This is a genomic window from Pantoea sp. X-Soil-TKNS-1280, from assembly GCF_059730475.1.
The window spans coordinates 90,049-104,113 of the sequence record NZ_AP035966.1 but is presented as its reverse complement, the minus strand read 5'-3'; the positions used below and the strand labels follow the sequence as shown (position 1 = coordinate 104,113).

Annotated in this window: 15 protein-coding genes; 8 read left to right on the top strand and 7 right to left on the bottom strand. The window is 58.7% G+C overall.

Annotation, left to right across the window (positions count from 1 at the left end; genetic code table 11):
• Position 1: 1 nt before the first annotated feature.
• From AC6I8X_RS27775 to AC6I8X_RS27755, 5 genes are all read right to left on the bottom strand, one after another.
• Positions 2-604 (bottom strand): cupin, encoded by a 603-nt coding sequence (locus AC6I8X_RS27775; protein ID WP_497842017.1) that lies wholly within the window; start codon positions 602-604, stop codon positions 2-4.
• Between the two features lie 144 nt (positions 605-748).
• Positions 749-1,855 carry an NAD(P)/FAD-dependent oxidoreductase gene (locus AC6I8X_RS27770; protein WP_299456607.1) on the bottom strand — a complete coding sequence of 369 codons (1,107 nt, stop codon included), beginning with the start codon at positions 1,853-1,855 and terminating at the stop codon, positions 749-751.
• Between the two features lie 14 nt (positions 1,856-1,869).
• A complete protein-coding gene (locus AC6I8X_RS27765; RefSeq protein WP_299456606.1) occupies positions 1,870-2,613 on the bottom strand; it encodes an amino acid ABC transporter ATP-binding protein in 744 nt (247 codons plus the stop codon).
• Positions 2,606-3,409, bottom strand: a complete 804-nt coding sequence (locus AC6I8X_RS27760; RefSeq protein WP_299456604.1) for an amino acid ABC transporter permease — start codon at positions 3,407-3,409, stop codon at positions 2,606-2,608. Before AC6I8X_RS27760 ends, AC6I8X_RS27765 begins: the two co-directional genes overlap by 8 nt.
• A gap of 68 nt (positions 3,410-3,477) precedes the next feature.
• Positions 3,478-4,290, bottom strand: coding sequence for an ABC transporter substrate-binding protein (locus tag AC6I8X_RS27755; protein WP_299456602.1), 813 nt, complete (start codon positions 4,288-4,290; stop codon positions 3,478-3,480).
• Positions 4,291-4,488: 198 nt separating this feature from the next.
• Here AC6I8X_RS27755 and AC6I8X_RS27750 point away from each other — a divergent pair, with 198 nt between their 5' ends.
• Complete coding sequence (locus AC6I8X_RS27750; protein ID WP_299456599.1) at positions 4,489-5,562, top strand: LacI family DNA-binding transcriptional regulator; 1,074 nt, start codon at positions 4,489-4,491, stop codon at positions 5,560-5,562.
• 85 nt (positions 5,563-5,647) lie between these two features.
• On the opposite strand, the gene AC6I8X_RS27745 is transcribed toward AC6I8X_RS27750, so the two are convergent.
• Both AC6I8X_RS27745 and AC6I8X_RS27740 read right to left on the bottom strand, forming a co-directional pair.
• Positions 5,648-5,989, bottom strand: a complete 342-nt coding sequence (locus tag AC6I8X_RS27745) for a type II toxin-antitoxin system HicB family antitoxin (protein WP_299456597.1) — start codon at positions 5,987-5,989, stop codon at positions 5,648-5,650.
• Positions 5,986-6,240: a type II toxin-antitoxin system HicA family toxin gene (locus AC6I8X_RS27740; protein ID WP_299456594.1), complete on the bottom strand. Its 255-nt coding sequence runs from the start codon at positions 6,238-6,240 to the stop codon at positions 5,986-5,988. The genes AC6I8X_RS27745 and AC6I8X_RS27740 overlap by 4 nt, the downstream gene beginning before the upstream one ends.
• A 286-nt stretch (positions 6,241-6,526) precedes the next feature.
• Between AC6I8X_RS27740 and fecI the strand changes: the two genes are divergently transcribed.
• The 7 genes from fecI to fecE all read left to right on the top strand — a co-directional run bounded on the left by fecI (position 6,527) and on the right by fecE (position 14,002).
• A complete protein-coding gene (gene fecI / locus AC6I8X_RS27735; protein ID WP_299456591.1) occupies positions 6,527-7,048 on the top strand; it encodes a ferric citrate uptake sigma factor FecI in 522 nt (173 codons plus the stop codon).
• A gap of 1 nt (position 7,049) precedes the next feature.
• Positions 7,050-8,003, top strand: coding sequence for a ferric citrate uptake sigma factor regulator FecR (gene fecR / locus AC6I8X_RS27730; protein ID WP_299456588.1), 954 nt, complete (start codon positions 7,050-7,052; stop codon positions 8,001-8,003).
• Between the two features lie 86 nt (positions 8,004-8,089).
• Positions 8,090-10,429, top strand: a complete 2,340-nt coding sequence (fecA, locus tag AC6I8X_RS27725) for a TonB-dependent Fe(3+) dicitrate receptor FecA (RefSeq protein ID WP_313682109.1) — start codon at positions 8,090-8,092, stop codon at positions 10,427-10,429.
• A 14-nt stretch (positions 10,430-10,443) separates the two neighbouring features.
• Positions 10,444-11,310 carry a Fe(3+) dicitrate ABC transporter substrate-binding protein gene (locus tag AC6I8X_RS27720; RefSeq protein ID WP_313682107.1) on the top strand — a complete coding sequence of 289 codons (867 nt, stop codon included), beginning with the start codon at positions 10,444-10,446 and terminating at the stop codon, positions 11,308-11,310.
• Entirely contained in the window at positions 11,307-12,272 is a 966-nt protein-coding gene (gene fecC, locus AC6I8X_RS27715) for an iron-dicitrate ABC transporter permease FecC (protein ID WP_313682105.1), read from the top strand. The genes AC6I8X_RS27720 and fecC overlap by 4 nt, the downstream gene beginning before the upstream one ends.
• Entirely contained in the window at positions 12,269-13,228 is a 960-nt protein-coding gene (gene fecD, locus AC6I8X_RS27710; protein ID WP_409521653.1) for a Fe(3+) dicitrate ABC transporter permease subunit FecD, read from the top strand. The genes fecC and fecD overlap by 4 nt, the downstream gene beginning before the upstream one ends.
• A complete protein-coding gene (gene fecE / locus AC6I8X_RS27705) occupies positions 13,229-14,002 on the top strand; it encodes a Fe(3+) dicitrate ABC transporter ATP-binding protein FecE (RefSeq protein WP_299456579.1) in 774 nt (257 codons plus the stop codon). It begins immediately after the preceding gene.
• Positions 14,003-14,065: the final 63 nt, after the last annotated feature.

Below are 14,065 nucleotides of genomic sequence, written 5' to 3'. Positions count from 1 at the left end.
TCTATGCCTGCTGCCAGCTGTGGGTCAGCGGACCGGTTTGACCGGCCACCGGATCGCTGTCCGGGAACGGCAGTTGGCTGATACGTTGCAGCATCTCTGGCGTCGGGGCGGCACGGCAGATATCCCATTGCTGGTGGGGAGGATAGGCCCCCACCACCTGGAAATCATCGCTGCTGCCGTCGTTAAAATGCCCGGTGCCTGCGGGCAGCAACGCCACATCACCCGCAGCCATGTTAATCACATGGCCACCTGGGCCACCCAGCATCACTTTTGCGTTACCGCTGACACATCCCAGCACCTCATGCGCGGTGCTGTGATAGTGATGGAAGGTAAAAATCGAGGCGACCCACTGTGGCGGCCAACTGTTTTTCTCAAATAGGGATTCGGTGGGCGAGGTCATTTCAGCCGCTTTCGGCAAAACGTTTTGGTAGATAATCACCGGAAGATGGGGATTGTTCGGCACCCAGCCATTGCGTTCCAGGCGCAGCAGCTGCACATTTTGCGCTGTGGGAGCGGCGGTGGCGTAGCGGTTAAACAGGGCTGGGGCGGTCAGTGCCAGACCGGACATGACGCGCATAAAGTGGCGACGTGATAAATCATTCATCCTTTCCTCCAGGCTTTAAATGAGATGCAGATCACGTTTTAAGCGTAATGCAAATAGCGTAGCGACGCGATTTATCGCGCGGGTTTTCTCCCGCAGATGCTGCCAAAGATGCGCGATAAATCGCGCCGCTACGGGGTGGACGTCTTAGCCAAACCGCTCAGGCCGGAAGGTCGCCAGCATCGGGTGTTTCGTTCCGGTGATCATCTCCTGTGCCAGTAATTCACCGACAATTAACGCCAGCGTGGCGCCGGAATGGGTAAAGGCGACAAAACAACCCGGCACCTGCTGCAACTCCCCCAGCACCGGCTCGCCGTCGCCGGGAATCGGTTTGTAGCCCATCTTCCAGCTCTGTGCCTGCAAAGGGGCATTGTTCAGCAGCAGCTTATCGGCTTCCTGCACCAGCTGGTTCACCACCTTCTCATCGATAGTAAAACCACCGTCGGGCAGTGGCTGGATATCGTTCTCGTACCAGTCGTGATCCAGCGCCAGCGAATTCCCCGGATTAGGGCGCACTGCGGCGCGTGGCGTATTCAGCACCGCTGTGAGTTTTTGCTCAGCGGGTTGGGTGATCACCAGCATCGACAGCGGCGAACCGTTGGGGATGGTGACGCCGAGCGGGGCCACCACTGCCGGGGTGGAAGGGCCGCAGGCCACCAGCACCTTGTCGGCAGGCAATTCGCCCTTCTCCCAGCGCACGCCACAGGCGCGGCCCTCGGCGGTTATGACTTCGGCTTGTCCGGCAAACTCAATAATTTCCCCACCGAGCGCGCGTAGTTGCTGTGCCAGATGTTCGATCAGATGCGGCAGGCTTACCCAGCCTTCACCCGGATTAAAGATTGCCTCGCCGCTTAGCGCGGCGGGATCGATCTGTAGCTCCGTTACCGTGTCACGGCTGCGCAGGTGTGAATCATAACCGTGCGCGTTTTCATACTCATGGCGGGCGTGCAGGGTGGTGGGGGTGGCGGCGGTCCAGAATAGCCCACCATCAAAGCGCAGCCAGTCACGGGAAGGATCGTCGGCAAACAGCGTCCGGTAACGATCAATGCCCGCCATACGCAGCGCATGGTAAGGTTTTGAACGCTCACCGGAGGAGTTCAGCCACGATAGCGAACGACCGGAAGCGCCGGAGCACAGCTCAGCCTCCGTCACCAGCGTGACTGCCGCACCGCGCTTTGCCAGCTGCAGCGCGCTGGAAACCCCCAGCACGCCGCCTCCCAACACCACTACACGAGCCTGATTTTCTACAGCCATCTTTGGTTCCTTGTTTACAGCACTTCAGAAAGAAAACGTTGCAGACGCGGCGACTGGGGGTCATCAAACAGTGCGGCAGGGGTGCCGACCTCGATAATCTCGCCTTCGTCCATAAACACCACCTGATCGGCGACCTTGCGGGCAAACCCCATCTCATGGGTCACCACCACCATCGTCATGCCACGACGACACAAGTCGGCCATCAGGGTCAGCACACCCTTCACCAGTTCCGGGTCGAGCGCCGAGGTGGCTTCGTCAAACAGCATCACCTCAGGGTCCATCGCCAGCGCGCGGGCAATGGCCACTCGCTGCTGTTGGCCACCGGAGAGGTCGCGCGGATGATGATCGGCACGTTGGCCGAGTCCTACCTCTTCCAGCCGCTGGCGCGCGATCGTCATCGCCTGAGACTTCGGCAACCCTTTCACTTTCCACGGTGCCAGCGCGACGTTCTCCAGCGCGCTATGGTCGGGGAACAGGTTGAAATGCTGAAATACCATGCCGATGCGCAGACGCAGGGCATCTGGCTTTTCGCGCAGCACCGAACGCCCGGCCAGCAACACATCGCCGGATTTCGGTTCGTGCAGCCGGTTGATGCCGCGCAGCAGGGTGGATTTACCGGAGCCCGACGGCCCGATGATGCAGGTGGTGGTGCCCGGTGCGACGCTGAGTGATACCCGCCGCAAAACCTCAATCGGCCCGTAAGCCAGCGACAGATCGCGCAGCTCCAGGCTGGCCCCTTTCCAGCTCGTATCAGTCATGATGGCCTCCTGCGCTTTCCAGCAGTGCTTTGTTGGTGGGTTTCTGTACCTCCTCCACCTCTTTCAACCCGCTCTGCGGCGCGGTGAGGCGGCGGCGTCCGGTGCGGTAACGCACGTCAACGTAGTTCACCATATGTGTCAGCGGTACGGTGATGATCAGATAGAACACCCCGGCCAGCATCAGTGGCGACAGGTTACCGGTCAGTACCGCCGCATCCTGACCGACGCGAAACAGTTCGCGCTGGTTGGTCATCAATCCCAGCAGATAAACCAGCGAGGAATCTTTGATGATGGCGATGAACTGGTTAACGATAGCGGGAAGCACGCGGCGGATGCCCTGGGGGATCACCACCAGCCGCATGGCCCGGCTATAGCTCATACCCAGCGCCCGGCAGGCTTCCATCTGTCCGCGTTCCACGCTCTGGATGCCGGAGCGGAAAATCTCACCCATATAAGCGCTGGCGATCAGGCTAAGAGCAAAAATACCCAACGGGTAAGGTGAGGGGCCAAACAGCTGGTAACTGAAACGTGCTAATCCCTGACCGATCAGCAGAATGGTCAGAATTGACGGCAATCCGCGAAACAGATCGGTATACATACGCGCGGGCAGACGCAGCCAGCGCGAGGGTGAAATCCCCAGCAGCGCCAGTGCCAGTCCGAGCAACGTACCGAGCACGGTCGCCGCCACGGAGATGATCAGCGTGTTGACCAGGCCGGTAGTCAGCAACTGCGGCAACACTTCGATCATCGATGGAACATCAAAGAAGGTACGGGAAAGAATTGTCAGCATGTCCATCGCCGTCTCCATTCAGTGCGGGTGATGAGCACGCTCATCACCGGTGAAAAGACAAACCCTGAGCCGCGTTACTGGCCGCCAGGCAGGTACTGTTTTGGCATCGGTGAACCGGGAAACCATTTCTGGTAGAGCTGTTTCCAGGTGCCATCCTGCATGGCCGCTTTGATAGCTTTATCCAGAGCGGCTTTAAATGCCGGTTTGTCTTTGGCGATGGCAACGCCAGCGGGGGCGTTGAAAGAGGGAATATCGGCAGCCGAGACCAGCTTGAAGCGTTCGGCATAGCTTTTCGCCGCTTCGTAATCGAGGAACACCGCATCCAGCGTGCCGTTATTCATCGCCGATACCGCGGTGTTGTTATCCGGGAAACGCACGATATCGGTCTGGGTAAAGTGCTCCACGGCATAGTTCTCCTGTAACGTCCCCTGGATCACCCCAAGGCGATGTTTCGCCAGCGTGGCAACGTCAGTGACGCCACTGTCGCTGCGTGTCAGCACCGTCAGATAACCAGCGAGATAACCGGTGGAGAAATCGACAGTTTTTTCCCGTGCCGGGGTGATACCGATTGCCGCCACGCCCGCATCAAACTGGCCGTTGGCGACGGCGGGCAGGATGGCGGAGAAATCCTGTCCAACAAAATCCACCTTGTCGATACCCATACGGTGGGCCACGTTCTTAAAGAACTCCACATCGAACCCGGTGAACTGCCCGCTGGCGTCGGTGAAGGTATAAGGTTTGGAATCGCCGACGCTGGCGACGCGCAGCTGACCCGGCGTCAGCAGGCCATACGGGTTGTCATTACTGGCAGCAAACAATGGGAAGGAAAGCGAACACAGGGCGATGGCAGCGCCGAACAGGGCGTGCAGGTGTTTATGCGATTTCATAGCTCGTCCGTTTTTGCAGGTTTAAACATCAGAGACTGTTGAGCCGGAGGATGTAATGTTTTTGAGACCGGTCTCAACGCAAGTGGCTTCCTGAGCAACAGTGATTGTGAGACCGGTCTCAGGGAGTTAAAATGAGTTTAAGCACACACGTTTTTCATCGTCAATCTTCCTGTCATCAACCTGTGATTCGAATTAATTATGACCAACCAGAAAGTGCGTTCTAAAGCGCCAACCGTGGCCGATGTCGCGCGAGCAGCAAAAGTATCAAAAGCGCAGGCTGCACGCGCGCTGGGTGGCTATGGTGCGGTGAGCGAAGAGGTGCAGACCCGCGTCAGTAGTGCAGCCGCAGCGCTCGGTTATCGCCCCAATGAACTGGCTCGCAGCATGAATACCGGACGTTCCAACACCATCGGCGTGATCGTTGGTGATATTGAGAACCCACACTTTGGCCTGGCGCTGCGCGGTATGGCGGACGTCACCCGGCAAGCGGGTTATCAGTTACTGCTCAGCAACAGTGACGAGAAGTGGCAGGCGGAACAGGACGCGGTGCGGGTGATGCTGGAAAAACAGGTGGATGGCATCATCGTTACCCCCTGTTGCTCGGAGCGGGATAAAAACGCTCACCTGATGCAGGTGCTGGCGGAAGGGCGCGCGTTGAAGTTATTCGATCGCGCCGTCATTGATCTGAACGTGGAAGCGATTTGCTGTGATTTCACCGATGTTGCGCAGCAGGCAACGCAGGCATTGATCGCTGCCGGGCATCGTCAGGTGGCATACGTCACCAGCATGATGCTGGCAGGGGAGTTTACGCAGCTCAGTGACTTTGGCTTGACGCCGGTCGCACAGCGTGTCGGTGGCATGATGCGGGCGTTTGCTGCCGCCGGGCTGCCATTTGACCCGACGCTGGTGCAGGTCAATGCCGACAGCGATGAACAAATCCGGCAAATCGTCGCAAGGCTGTGGCAACGCGAACAACCGCCTACCGCGCTGATCGCCTCCGACAGCGTGGTGGCGATGTCACTGCTGCGCGAAGTGATGCGCCGGGGTCTGCGTATTCCGCAGCAGCTGTCGTTTGTGATGTACGACAATTTCCCGTGGAGCGAGATTGTATCGCCGCCGCTCACGGTAGTCGCGCAGCCGGTATATGAAATGGGACGCGAAGCGGCACGCAGGCTGATTGCGGAAATTCGTGGCGAGGTGCTTGATCCGTTACCCCGGTTCAGTGCGGAATTAATTGAACGCCAGTCGATTGGGGTAATAGCAGCCAGTTAATCCGAGGTTTTATCATCCTGGACACTTACCCGGGTTTGTAGCTGCTGCATTGTAACAAGTGATGCTTAGGCATTCTGAATCTTCCTTAAGAATGCTTCTGTATAACGAGATCAACACCTTCATTGAGTAATTCGTTAATAGACACACCATGAGCCTGAGCGGTAACTGCAAGCGCCTGATGCCGTTCTGGTGTCAGACGGGTCGTAACCTTGCCGCTGAAAGTTTTGTAAGGTTCAATCCCGTCTTTCTGGCATTCATCCAGAAAAACAGCCAGTGATACAGAACCTTCTTTTTTGAGTTCCTCCACGCTGTAAGCGTAGAAATCAGCCCCGCCGTTCAGGCCGACAAACTCCCCGCGAAACATTTCTATCTCTGGATCAAAAGTGATAACGGCAACATGGCCGTCTATTTTGAGTGTATTATTCATGGTCTGATTCCTAAACTATCCAGCCATATCCGAATGGAGTTAACCGCCCCCTTGTCAGTGGTAGGTCTCGGATGTGGCCTGTGAAAGATTTTCTTTTGTCCTTTCAGTAGAACCGCAATCCTTGAGCCTTCCCTTTCATGAACTTCTGCACCCAAGGCAATAAAAAGCGATTCAATATCGCTCCATTTTATCGAACCGCTTACGGGTCGGGCGAACACATCTGACAGCGTTTTTTGGTGTCGTTTGTTCATGCGCAAATAGTATCACATTGTGACACCACGTCAAATTCCCGTGGAGCGAGACCGCATCACAACCGCTCACGGTGGTGGCACAACCTGGCGCGATAAATCGCGCCGCGACGGATCCCTGCGTCGACATAAATGCCGACCCTGCTAGCGTAGGGGGCGCATTGATGCGCACCTGGTGGTTGATGTTCAAGGCGGTAGTACGATCCGTGCCGTTACTGGAATGGTTGTAATGATAACCATTCGCAGTTAGTATCATTACACTTTTCACCTTTTGACATACTTTGACATCATGTTGCCTGCTGCTGAATCCTCTGCTGCGCCGTCTCTGGCGCTGTTCTATGCCAACAACCATCGCTGGCTCAGGCACTGGCTGACGGGCAAGCTGCGTTCAGCCTTTGATGCGGATGATGTCACTCAGGACACCTTTCTACGGGTGATGTCCGGCGGCCATCTGGCCGACATCCGTGATGCCAAATCCTTCCTTTGTACGCTGGCGAAGCGCGTGATGGTGGATCGTTTTCGCCGCAACGCGCTGGAAAAAGCCTATCTCGAATTACTCAGCCAGCTGCCGGAAGTTGTCGCCCCGTCACCGGAAGTGCAGCAAAGCCAGCTGGAAATCCTGCAATTGATCGACCGCATGCTGGACGGGCTGGGCTTCAAAGCGCGTCAGGCTTTTTTGCTGTCGCAGCTGGATAACCTGACCTATGCCGAGATCGCTGTACAGCTGTCGGTGTCGGTCAGTTCGGTGAAAAAATACATGGCGAAAGCCACCGAGCATTGCCTGTTGTTCCGTCTTGAGCAGGGGCTGTGACATGAGCGCGCCGCTGTCGAATGCGCAACGGGAAGCGCTGCGCAGCGCATCGCACTGGTATGCGGTGCTGAGCGGTGAACGGGTCAGCCCGCAGCAGGAATTAAAATGGCAACGCTGGGTCGATGCGCATCAGGATCATCAATGGGCGTGGCAACAGGTGGAGAACCTGCGCCAGCAAATGCAGGGGATGCCGGGCGAGGTTGCCAGCAGAGCGCTGCGCGATTCGCAGATGACACGCCGTCATGTGCTGAAAGGCTTGCTGCTGGCGGTGGGTGTGGGCGCGGGATGGCAGCTGTGGCGGACTGATTACGTAACGGGGCTGCGCGCCGATTATCGTACGGCACGCGGCGAGATTCGGCAGCATCAGCTGGCGGATGGCAGCCTGCTGACACTCGATACGGCTTCAGCGGCCAATGTCACCTTCAGCGCCAGCGAGCGACGCATCGAGTTACTCACCGGCACCCTCGCTATCACCACCGGCAAAGATGCGCAGCAGCGTCCATTTCGGGTCTACACCCGACAGGGGCAACTGACCGCACTCGGTACCGCTTTTAGCGTACAGCAGCAGGACGATGCCACGCTGTTACGCGTCAGCCAGCACGCAGTGGCGGTGCGTCTTATCAGCGCTCCGCAGCAGAGTGTTACCGTGCAGCAGGGGCAGATGCTGCGTTTCTCGGCCGACCACTACGGTGCGATTAGCACGGATGCACAGCCAGAACCGGGCTGGATCCACGGCTGGCTCAGTGTCAGCGATCGGCCGCTGGGTGAAGTGATTACCCAGCTGGCGCGTTATCGTCAGGGTGTGCTGCGCTGCGATCCGGCCGCCGCCAGCCTGCGCGTCAGCGGCACCTTTCCGTTACGCGAGAGCGACCAGGCGCTGCACGCGCTGGAGCAAACCCTGCCGATTGCGGTACATCGCATTACCCGCTACTGGGCCACGGTTCAGCGTCGTTAAATTTTTTTTCACCGTCATTGTCCCTTTTACCCCGGTCATACGACTTATCTCTGAAAACCACAAAAATTATCATCTTTGGAGACGTTATGACCGCTTCACGTCCACATGCGCTGCGGGTGTTACCGCTGGTGACGGCAATCCGCTTCAGCCTGCTTCCTGCCTTACTTTTCACCTCGGGAATGGTGGTGGCCGCAGCGCCTGCCACCACGCATTACAATATCGCCGCCGGTCCGCTGGATAGCGTGTTAAATCAATTTGCAGCAACTGCGGGCATTACCTTATCGATGGATGCCAGCCTGACGCGTGGTAAGCAAAGCGCGGGATTACAGGGCGATTATGCGGTAAATGAGGGGCTGGCGGCACTGTTGCAGGGGTCGCAGCTGGAAGCCAGTGCGCTTGGTAGCAATCTGTGGACGGTAAAACCGCAACCGACTGAGCAGAGCCTGACCGTAGTCGGTGACTGGCTGGGTGAAGCGCGCGAAAGCGACGTGTTTGAACACCCGGGTGCGCGTGACGTGATTCGCCGTGCCGATTTTGCCAAAAACGGTGCGACCACCATGCGTGAAGTGCTCAACCGTATTCCGGGCGTTAATGCCCCGGAAAACAACGGTACCGGCAGCCATGATCTGGCGATGAACTTTGGCATTCGCGGCCTGAACCCGCGCCTTGCCAGCCGATCTACAGTGCTGATGGATGGCATCCCGGTGCCGTTTGCGCCATACGGTCAGCCGCAGCTATCGCTGGCCCCGATCTCGCTCGGCAATATGGATGCGGTGGATGTGGTGCGTGGCGGCGGAGCGGTGCGTTATGGGCCGCAAAGCGTGGGCGGGGTGGTTAACTTCGTAACGCGCGCCATTCCCAAAGATTTCGGTATTGAAGCGGGGGTTGAAGGGCAGCTCAGCCCGACATCTTCACAGAACAACCCAAAAGAGACGCATAACCTGCTGGTGGGTGGCACGGCGGACAACGGTTTCGGCAGCGCGATCCTTTACTCAGGTACCCGTGGCAGCGACTGGCGTGAACACAGTGCGACCCGCATCGACGATGTCATGCTGAAAAGCCAGTATGCCCCAAACGAAGTGCATACCTTCACCAGCCTGCTGCAATATTACGACGGCGAAGCGGATATGCCTGGCGGGTTGAGCCGCGCCGATTATGATGCGGATCGCTGGCAATCAACGCGTCCTTATGACCGCTTCTGGGGCCGCCGTCAGCTGGCCAGCCTCGGTTATCAGTTCCAGCCAGATCAGCAGCATAAGTTTAATATCCTCGGTTTCTATACCCATACGCTGCGCAGCGGTTATCTGGAGCAGGGAACGCGTGTGACACTGTCACCTCGTGAGTATTGGGTACGGGGTATTGAGCCACGCTACAGTCAGAGTTTTAACCTCGGTCCGACCGCGCATGAAGTGGGTGTCGGTTATCGCTATGTCAGCGAATCCGGGCACGAGATGCGTTACTACACCCCAACTGCCAGCGGTGAGTTGCCATCTACCGCCAGCCCTTATGACCGCGACACCCGTTCCGGCACAGAAGCCCATGCCTGGTATCTGGATGACCGTATTGATATCGGCAACTGGACCATCACGCCGGGGATGCGTTTTGAACATATCGAGTCGTTCCAGCGCAATGCGATTCGCGGCACGCGCCAGGATGTCAGCTATAACGCGCCGCTACCGGCGCTGAACGTGCTGTACCACCTCACCGACAGCTGGAACCTGTATGCCAACACCGAAGGTTCCTTCGGCACCGTGCAGTACAGCCAGATTGGCAAAGCGGTGGAAAGCGGCAACGTTGAACCGGAAAAAGCCCGCACCTGGGAACTGGGCACCCGTTACGACGATGGCGGGCTGACGGCCGAAGTGGGCCTGTTCCTGATCAACTTTAATAACCAGTACGACTCGAACCAGACCAACGATACCGTCACCGCGCGCGGTAAGACGCGCCATACCGGGCTGGAGAGCCAAGTGCGCTACAACCTCGGAGAGCTGACGCCGCAGCTGGAAGAGGTGTCGGTTTACGCCAGCTACGCCTATGTGAACGCTGAAATTCGCGAAAAAGGCGACACCTATGGCAACCAGGTGCCGTTCTCTCCGCGTCAGAAAGGCACCCTCGGGGTGGATTACCATCCCGGCAGCTGGACTTTTAACCTCAACAGCGAATTCCAGTCGAGCCAGTACGCGGATAACGCCAACACCGTGCAGGAAAGCGCCGATGGCAGCACCGGTCGTATTCCCGGTTTTATGCTGTGGGGCGCGCGTGCCAGTTATGATTTCGGCCCCAGCCTCGCCAATCTGAATCTCGCTGTCGGGGTGAAAAACCTGTTTGACCAGGACTACTTCACTCGCTCCTACGACGATAACAACAAAGGCATTTATGCCGGGCAGCCGCGTACCTTCTATGTGCAGGGTGCACTGAAATTCTGACGGGAGACATCACCATGCGTGTTCTGTTTTTGCTGCTGGCGTTGATGGGGTCAGCCAGCGCGGTGACGGTGCAGGATCAGCACGGCACTTTTACTCTGGAGCAGGTACCACAACGGATTGTGGTACTTGAACTGTCATTTGCCGATGCGCTGGCTGCGGTGGATCTCAGCCCGGTTGGCATTGCTGACGATAACGATCCGCAACGTTTACTGGAGGAGGTGCGGGTGCACCTCCAGCCCTGGCAATCCGTCGGGCTACGCGGGCAGCCCAGCCTGGAGGCGATCAGCAGCCTGCATCCTGATCTGATCATCGCCGATAGCGGCCGTCATGCCGGTATCTACAATGCATTGCAGCGTATTGCGCCAGTGCTGCTCCTTAAATCGCGCAATGAAACGTACCAGGAAAATTTGCAGTCTGCGGCCATCATCGGTGCGGTGGTGGGTAAACAAGCGGAGATGGAGCAACGGCTGGCGTTACATCGGCAGCGAATGGCTAGCGCCGCTGCACAGCTGCCACAGGGAACCCGGGTGATGTTCGGCACGTCGCGTGAAAATCAGTTCACGCTGCATTCGCGTGACAGTTACACCGGCGGGGTGCTGAGCGTGCTGGGATTGCAGGTGACGGAGCCGATTAATGGCGCACCGATGACGCCGATCGGCCTGGAAACCCTGCTGGCGCAAAACCCCGACTGGTTACTGGTGGCGCACTATCGGCAGGAGAGTATCGTGAAGCGCTGGCAGGCTGATCCGCTGTGGACGATGCTGAAAGCCGCACAGCAACATCATGTCCGCGAGGTCGATAGCAACAGTTGGGCGCGCATGCGCGGATTGTTCGCGGCGGAAAAGATTTCTCGTGACGCTGTCACGTTATTTGCACCATGACACGCTGGCTTTTCACCGTGGCGTTGTTGCTGTGCGCCTTCTGGTTCAGTCTGACCAGCTTCTCTGCGGTGCCAATCGCGCCGCAGTCGGCCCTGCACGCGTTATGGCCGGGCCAGCCTGCCAGTATCGGCGAGGCGCTGGTATTTAATCTGCGCTTGCCACGCGCGCTGGTGGCGGTGCTGCTGGGGGCCGCACTGGCGCTGGCGGGCGGCCTGTTGCAGGCGCTGACGCATAATCCGCTGGCTTCGCCGTCGGTGCTGGGAATCAACAGCGGCGCGGCGCTGGCCATTGCGCTGGTGTCAGCCTTTGCCCCGGTGCAGCTGGAGGGCTATCCGCTGACAGTGATCGCCGCCGGTGGCGGTGGGCTGAGCTGGGTCTGCGTGACGCTGGCGGCGCGCAGCCATGACCGGCAGCGGCTGATCCTCGCCGGTATCGCGTTATCGGCATTTTGCATGGCGATGACGCACATCGTGTTGCTGCTGGCGGAGGATCACGCATACGGCATTCTGACCTGGCTGGCGGGGGGGATTGCCCAGGTGCGCTGGCAGGAAGTGTGGCAATTGCTGCCGGTGATGGTGGTAATCATCCCGCTGGTGCTGACCCAGACGCGCGCCCTGAACCTGCTGACGATGGGCGACAGCGCGGCGCATAGCCTCGGCGTCAATATCGTTGTGCTGCGAGTCGGGCTGAGCATCGCGCTGTTGTTACTGGTGGGGGCATGCGTCAGCGTAGCAGGGCCGCTGGGCTTTATTGGTTTGCTGGTGCCGCATCTGGCGCGCGCGTGGATCGGCCACGATCTGCGCATCATGCTACCGATGGCGATGCTGCTTGGCGCAACCTTGCTGCTGGTCGCCGACATTGCTGCGCGTGGGCTGGGCTGGCCCGGTGAACTGCCTGCCGGGGTGGTGCTGGCGCTGGTGGGGGCTCCCTGCTTTGTCTGGCTGGCAAGGAGGCAACGATGATGCCCTGGCGTTACCTGCTGCCGCTGATGCTGATGGGGTTGGCGGTCGGCGCGATTATCAGCCTCAAACTGGGCGTGCAGTCCTTCGCGTGGTCAACGCTCTGGACGGCGTGGCAGCCTGCCAGCGCGGCGCATTTTGTGGTGATGGAATACCGCTTGCCACGGGTGGTGCTGGCACTGCTGGTGGGAGCGGCGCTGGCCGTGTCCGGCGTGCTGGTGCAGGGGGTGATCCGCAATCCGCTGGCATCGCCCGATATCCTCGGCGTCAATCATGCCGCCAGCCTGGCCTCGCTGGTGGCCCTGCTGTTGTTTCCCGCATTTCCGCTGGGATGGCTGCCGCTGGTGTCGTTTGCCGGGGGCTGTTGCGCGCTGATATTGCTGCGATGGCTTACCGGCACCACGTCACCGCTGCGGCTGGCTGTGGTAGGCGTTGCACTCGCCGCCTGTTTTGCCAGCATCACGGATTATCTGCTGCTGTCGCGTCCGCAGGATATCAATACCGCCCTGCTGTGGCTGACAGGCAGCCTGTGGGGACGCGACTGGCAGATGGTGCTGCTGGCGTTACCGCTGCCCCTCTTGCTGCTTATCAGCCTGAGTGTTGGTCGTGATCTTGACCTGCTGGCATTGGGGGATGAACGTGCGGCGACCCTCGGGGTTGCTTTACGCCCCTTCCAGCGCGGCGTGCTGTTGCTCGGCGTGGCACTGGCGGCGCTGGCGGTAGCGGTGTGCGGACCGATCAGTTTTATCAGCCTGGTGGTGCCACATCTGGCGCGCCGTCTGGTCGGGGGGCGTCATGCCCGCCTGCTGCCGTTTGCTGCCTTACTCGGGGCGCTGGTGTTGCTGCTGGCCGATGTGCTGGCACGCACCCTGTCTCCACCGATGGAGTTGCCCGCTGGTGTCATCACCGCGCTGATCGGCGCTCCGTGGTTTTTCTGGCTGTTAATCAGGACACGATAAATGCAACTGAGGGTTGAGAATCTGGCTGCTGGCTACGCGGGAAAACGCGTGCTTCAGGACGTAAGTGTCAGCTTTGCCTCCGGCCAAATCACCGCGTTACTTGGACCTAATGGCTGCGGTAAATCGACACTATTAAAAACGCTGGCGCGTCTGCTGCTCCCTGGTGAGGGACAAGTGTTTATCGGTGATCAGCCGCTGGCGCGTTTTTCATCACGTCAGCTGGCCCGGTATCTGGCGCTGCTGCCACAGCAGCATCTGACGCCGGAAGGGGTCAGCGTGGCGGAGCTGGTGGCTTATGGCCGCCATCCCTGGTTACCGCTGTGGGGGCGGTTGTCGGCGCAGGACAGGGAACAGGTGCAGGAGGCGATGGAACGGATGGGGATCGCTCAGCTGGCGCAGCAGCGCATCAGTGATTTATCGGGTGGGCAGCGTCAGCGGGTGTTTCTGGCGATGCTGCTGGCGCAGGATACACCGGTTATCCTGCTGGATGAACCCACCACCTGGCTGGACATCAATCATCAGATTGAACTGATGAAACTGCTGGGGGAGCTGAAAGCACAGGGTAAAACCGTGGTGACCGTGTTGCACGATCTCAATCAGGCCAGCCGCTATTGTGATCGTCTGGTACTGCTGGCCGAAGGGGCATTGGTCACCGCGGGAACGCCCGCGCAGGTGCTGCAACCTGAGATACTTAAACGCGTATTTCAGGTTAATGTGGCGGTGGTGCCGGAACCGTTGAGTGGGGCGTTGATGTGTGTTCATCACGATGAATAGCAATCCCGGCGTTTTAAAACAGGGAATTTAATTTGCAAGATGATATAAAACAATAATTTTCCG

Excerpts from the sequence above, each read along its gene's own strand:
- AC6I8X_RS27750 (WP_299456599.1), top strand. The coding sequence starts at position 4,489 with ATGACCAACCAGAAAGTGCGTTCTAAAGCGCCAACCGTGGCCGATGTC.
- fecE (WP_299456579.1), top strand. The coding sequence starts at position 13,229 with ATGCAACTGAGGGTTGAGAATCTGGCTGCTGGCTACGCGGGAAAACGC.
- fecD (WP_409521653.1), top strand. The coding sequence starts at position 12,269 with ATGATGCCCTGGCGTTACCTGCTGCCGCTGATGCTGATGGGGTTGGCG.
- AC6I8X_RS27740 (WP_299456594.1), bottom strand. The coding sequence starts at position 6,240 with ATGAACAAACGACACCAAAAAACGCTGTCAGATGTGTTCGCCCGACCC.
- AC6I8X_RS27770 (WP_299456607.1), bottom strand. The coding sequence starts at position 1,855 with ATGGCTGTAGAAAATCAGGCTCGTGTAGTGGTGTTGGGAGGCGGCGTG.
- fecA (WP_313682109.1), top strand. The coding sequence starts at position 8,090 with ATGACCGCTTCACGTCCACATGCGCTGCGGGTGTTACCGCTGGTGACG.
- AC6I8X_RS27760 (WP_299456604.1), bottom strand. The coding sequence starts at position 3,409 with ATGGACATGCTGACAATTCTTTCCCGTACCTTCTTTGATGTTCCATCG.
- fecC (WP_313682105.1), top strand. The coding sequence starts at position 11,307 with ATGACACGCTGGCTTTTCACCGTGGCGTTGTTGCTGTGCGCCTTCTGG.
- fecI (WP_299456591.1), top strand. The coding sequence starts at position 6,527 with ATGTTGCCTGCTGCTGAATCCTCTGCTGCGCCGTCTCTGGCGCTGTTC.
- AC6I8X_RS27720 (WP_313682107.1), top strand. The coding sequence starts at position 10,444 with ATGCGTGTTCTGTTTTTGCTGCTGGCGTTGATGGGGTCAGCCAGCGCG.
- AC6I8X_RS27765 (WP_299456606.1), bottom strand. The coding sequence starts at position 2,613 with ATGACTGATACGAGCTGGAAAGGGGCCAGCCTGGAGCTGCGCGATCTG.
- AC6I8X_RS27775 (WP_497842017.1), bottom strand. The coding sequence starts at position 604 with ATGAATGATTTATCACGTCGCCACTTTATGCGCGTCATGTCCGGTCTG.
- fecR (WP_299456588.1), top strand. The coding sequence starts at position 7,050 with ATGAGCGCGCCGCTGTCGAATGCGCAACGGGAAGCGCTGCGCAGCGCA.
- AC6I8X_RS27745 (WP_299456597.1), bottom strand. The coding sequence starts at position 5,989 with ATGAATAATACACTCAAAATAGACGGCCATGTTGCCGTTATCACTTTT.
- AC6I8X_RS27755 (WP_299456602.1), bottom strand. The coding sequence starts at position 4,290 with ATGAAATCGCATAAACACCTGCACGCCCTGTTCGGCGCTGCCATCGCC.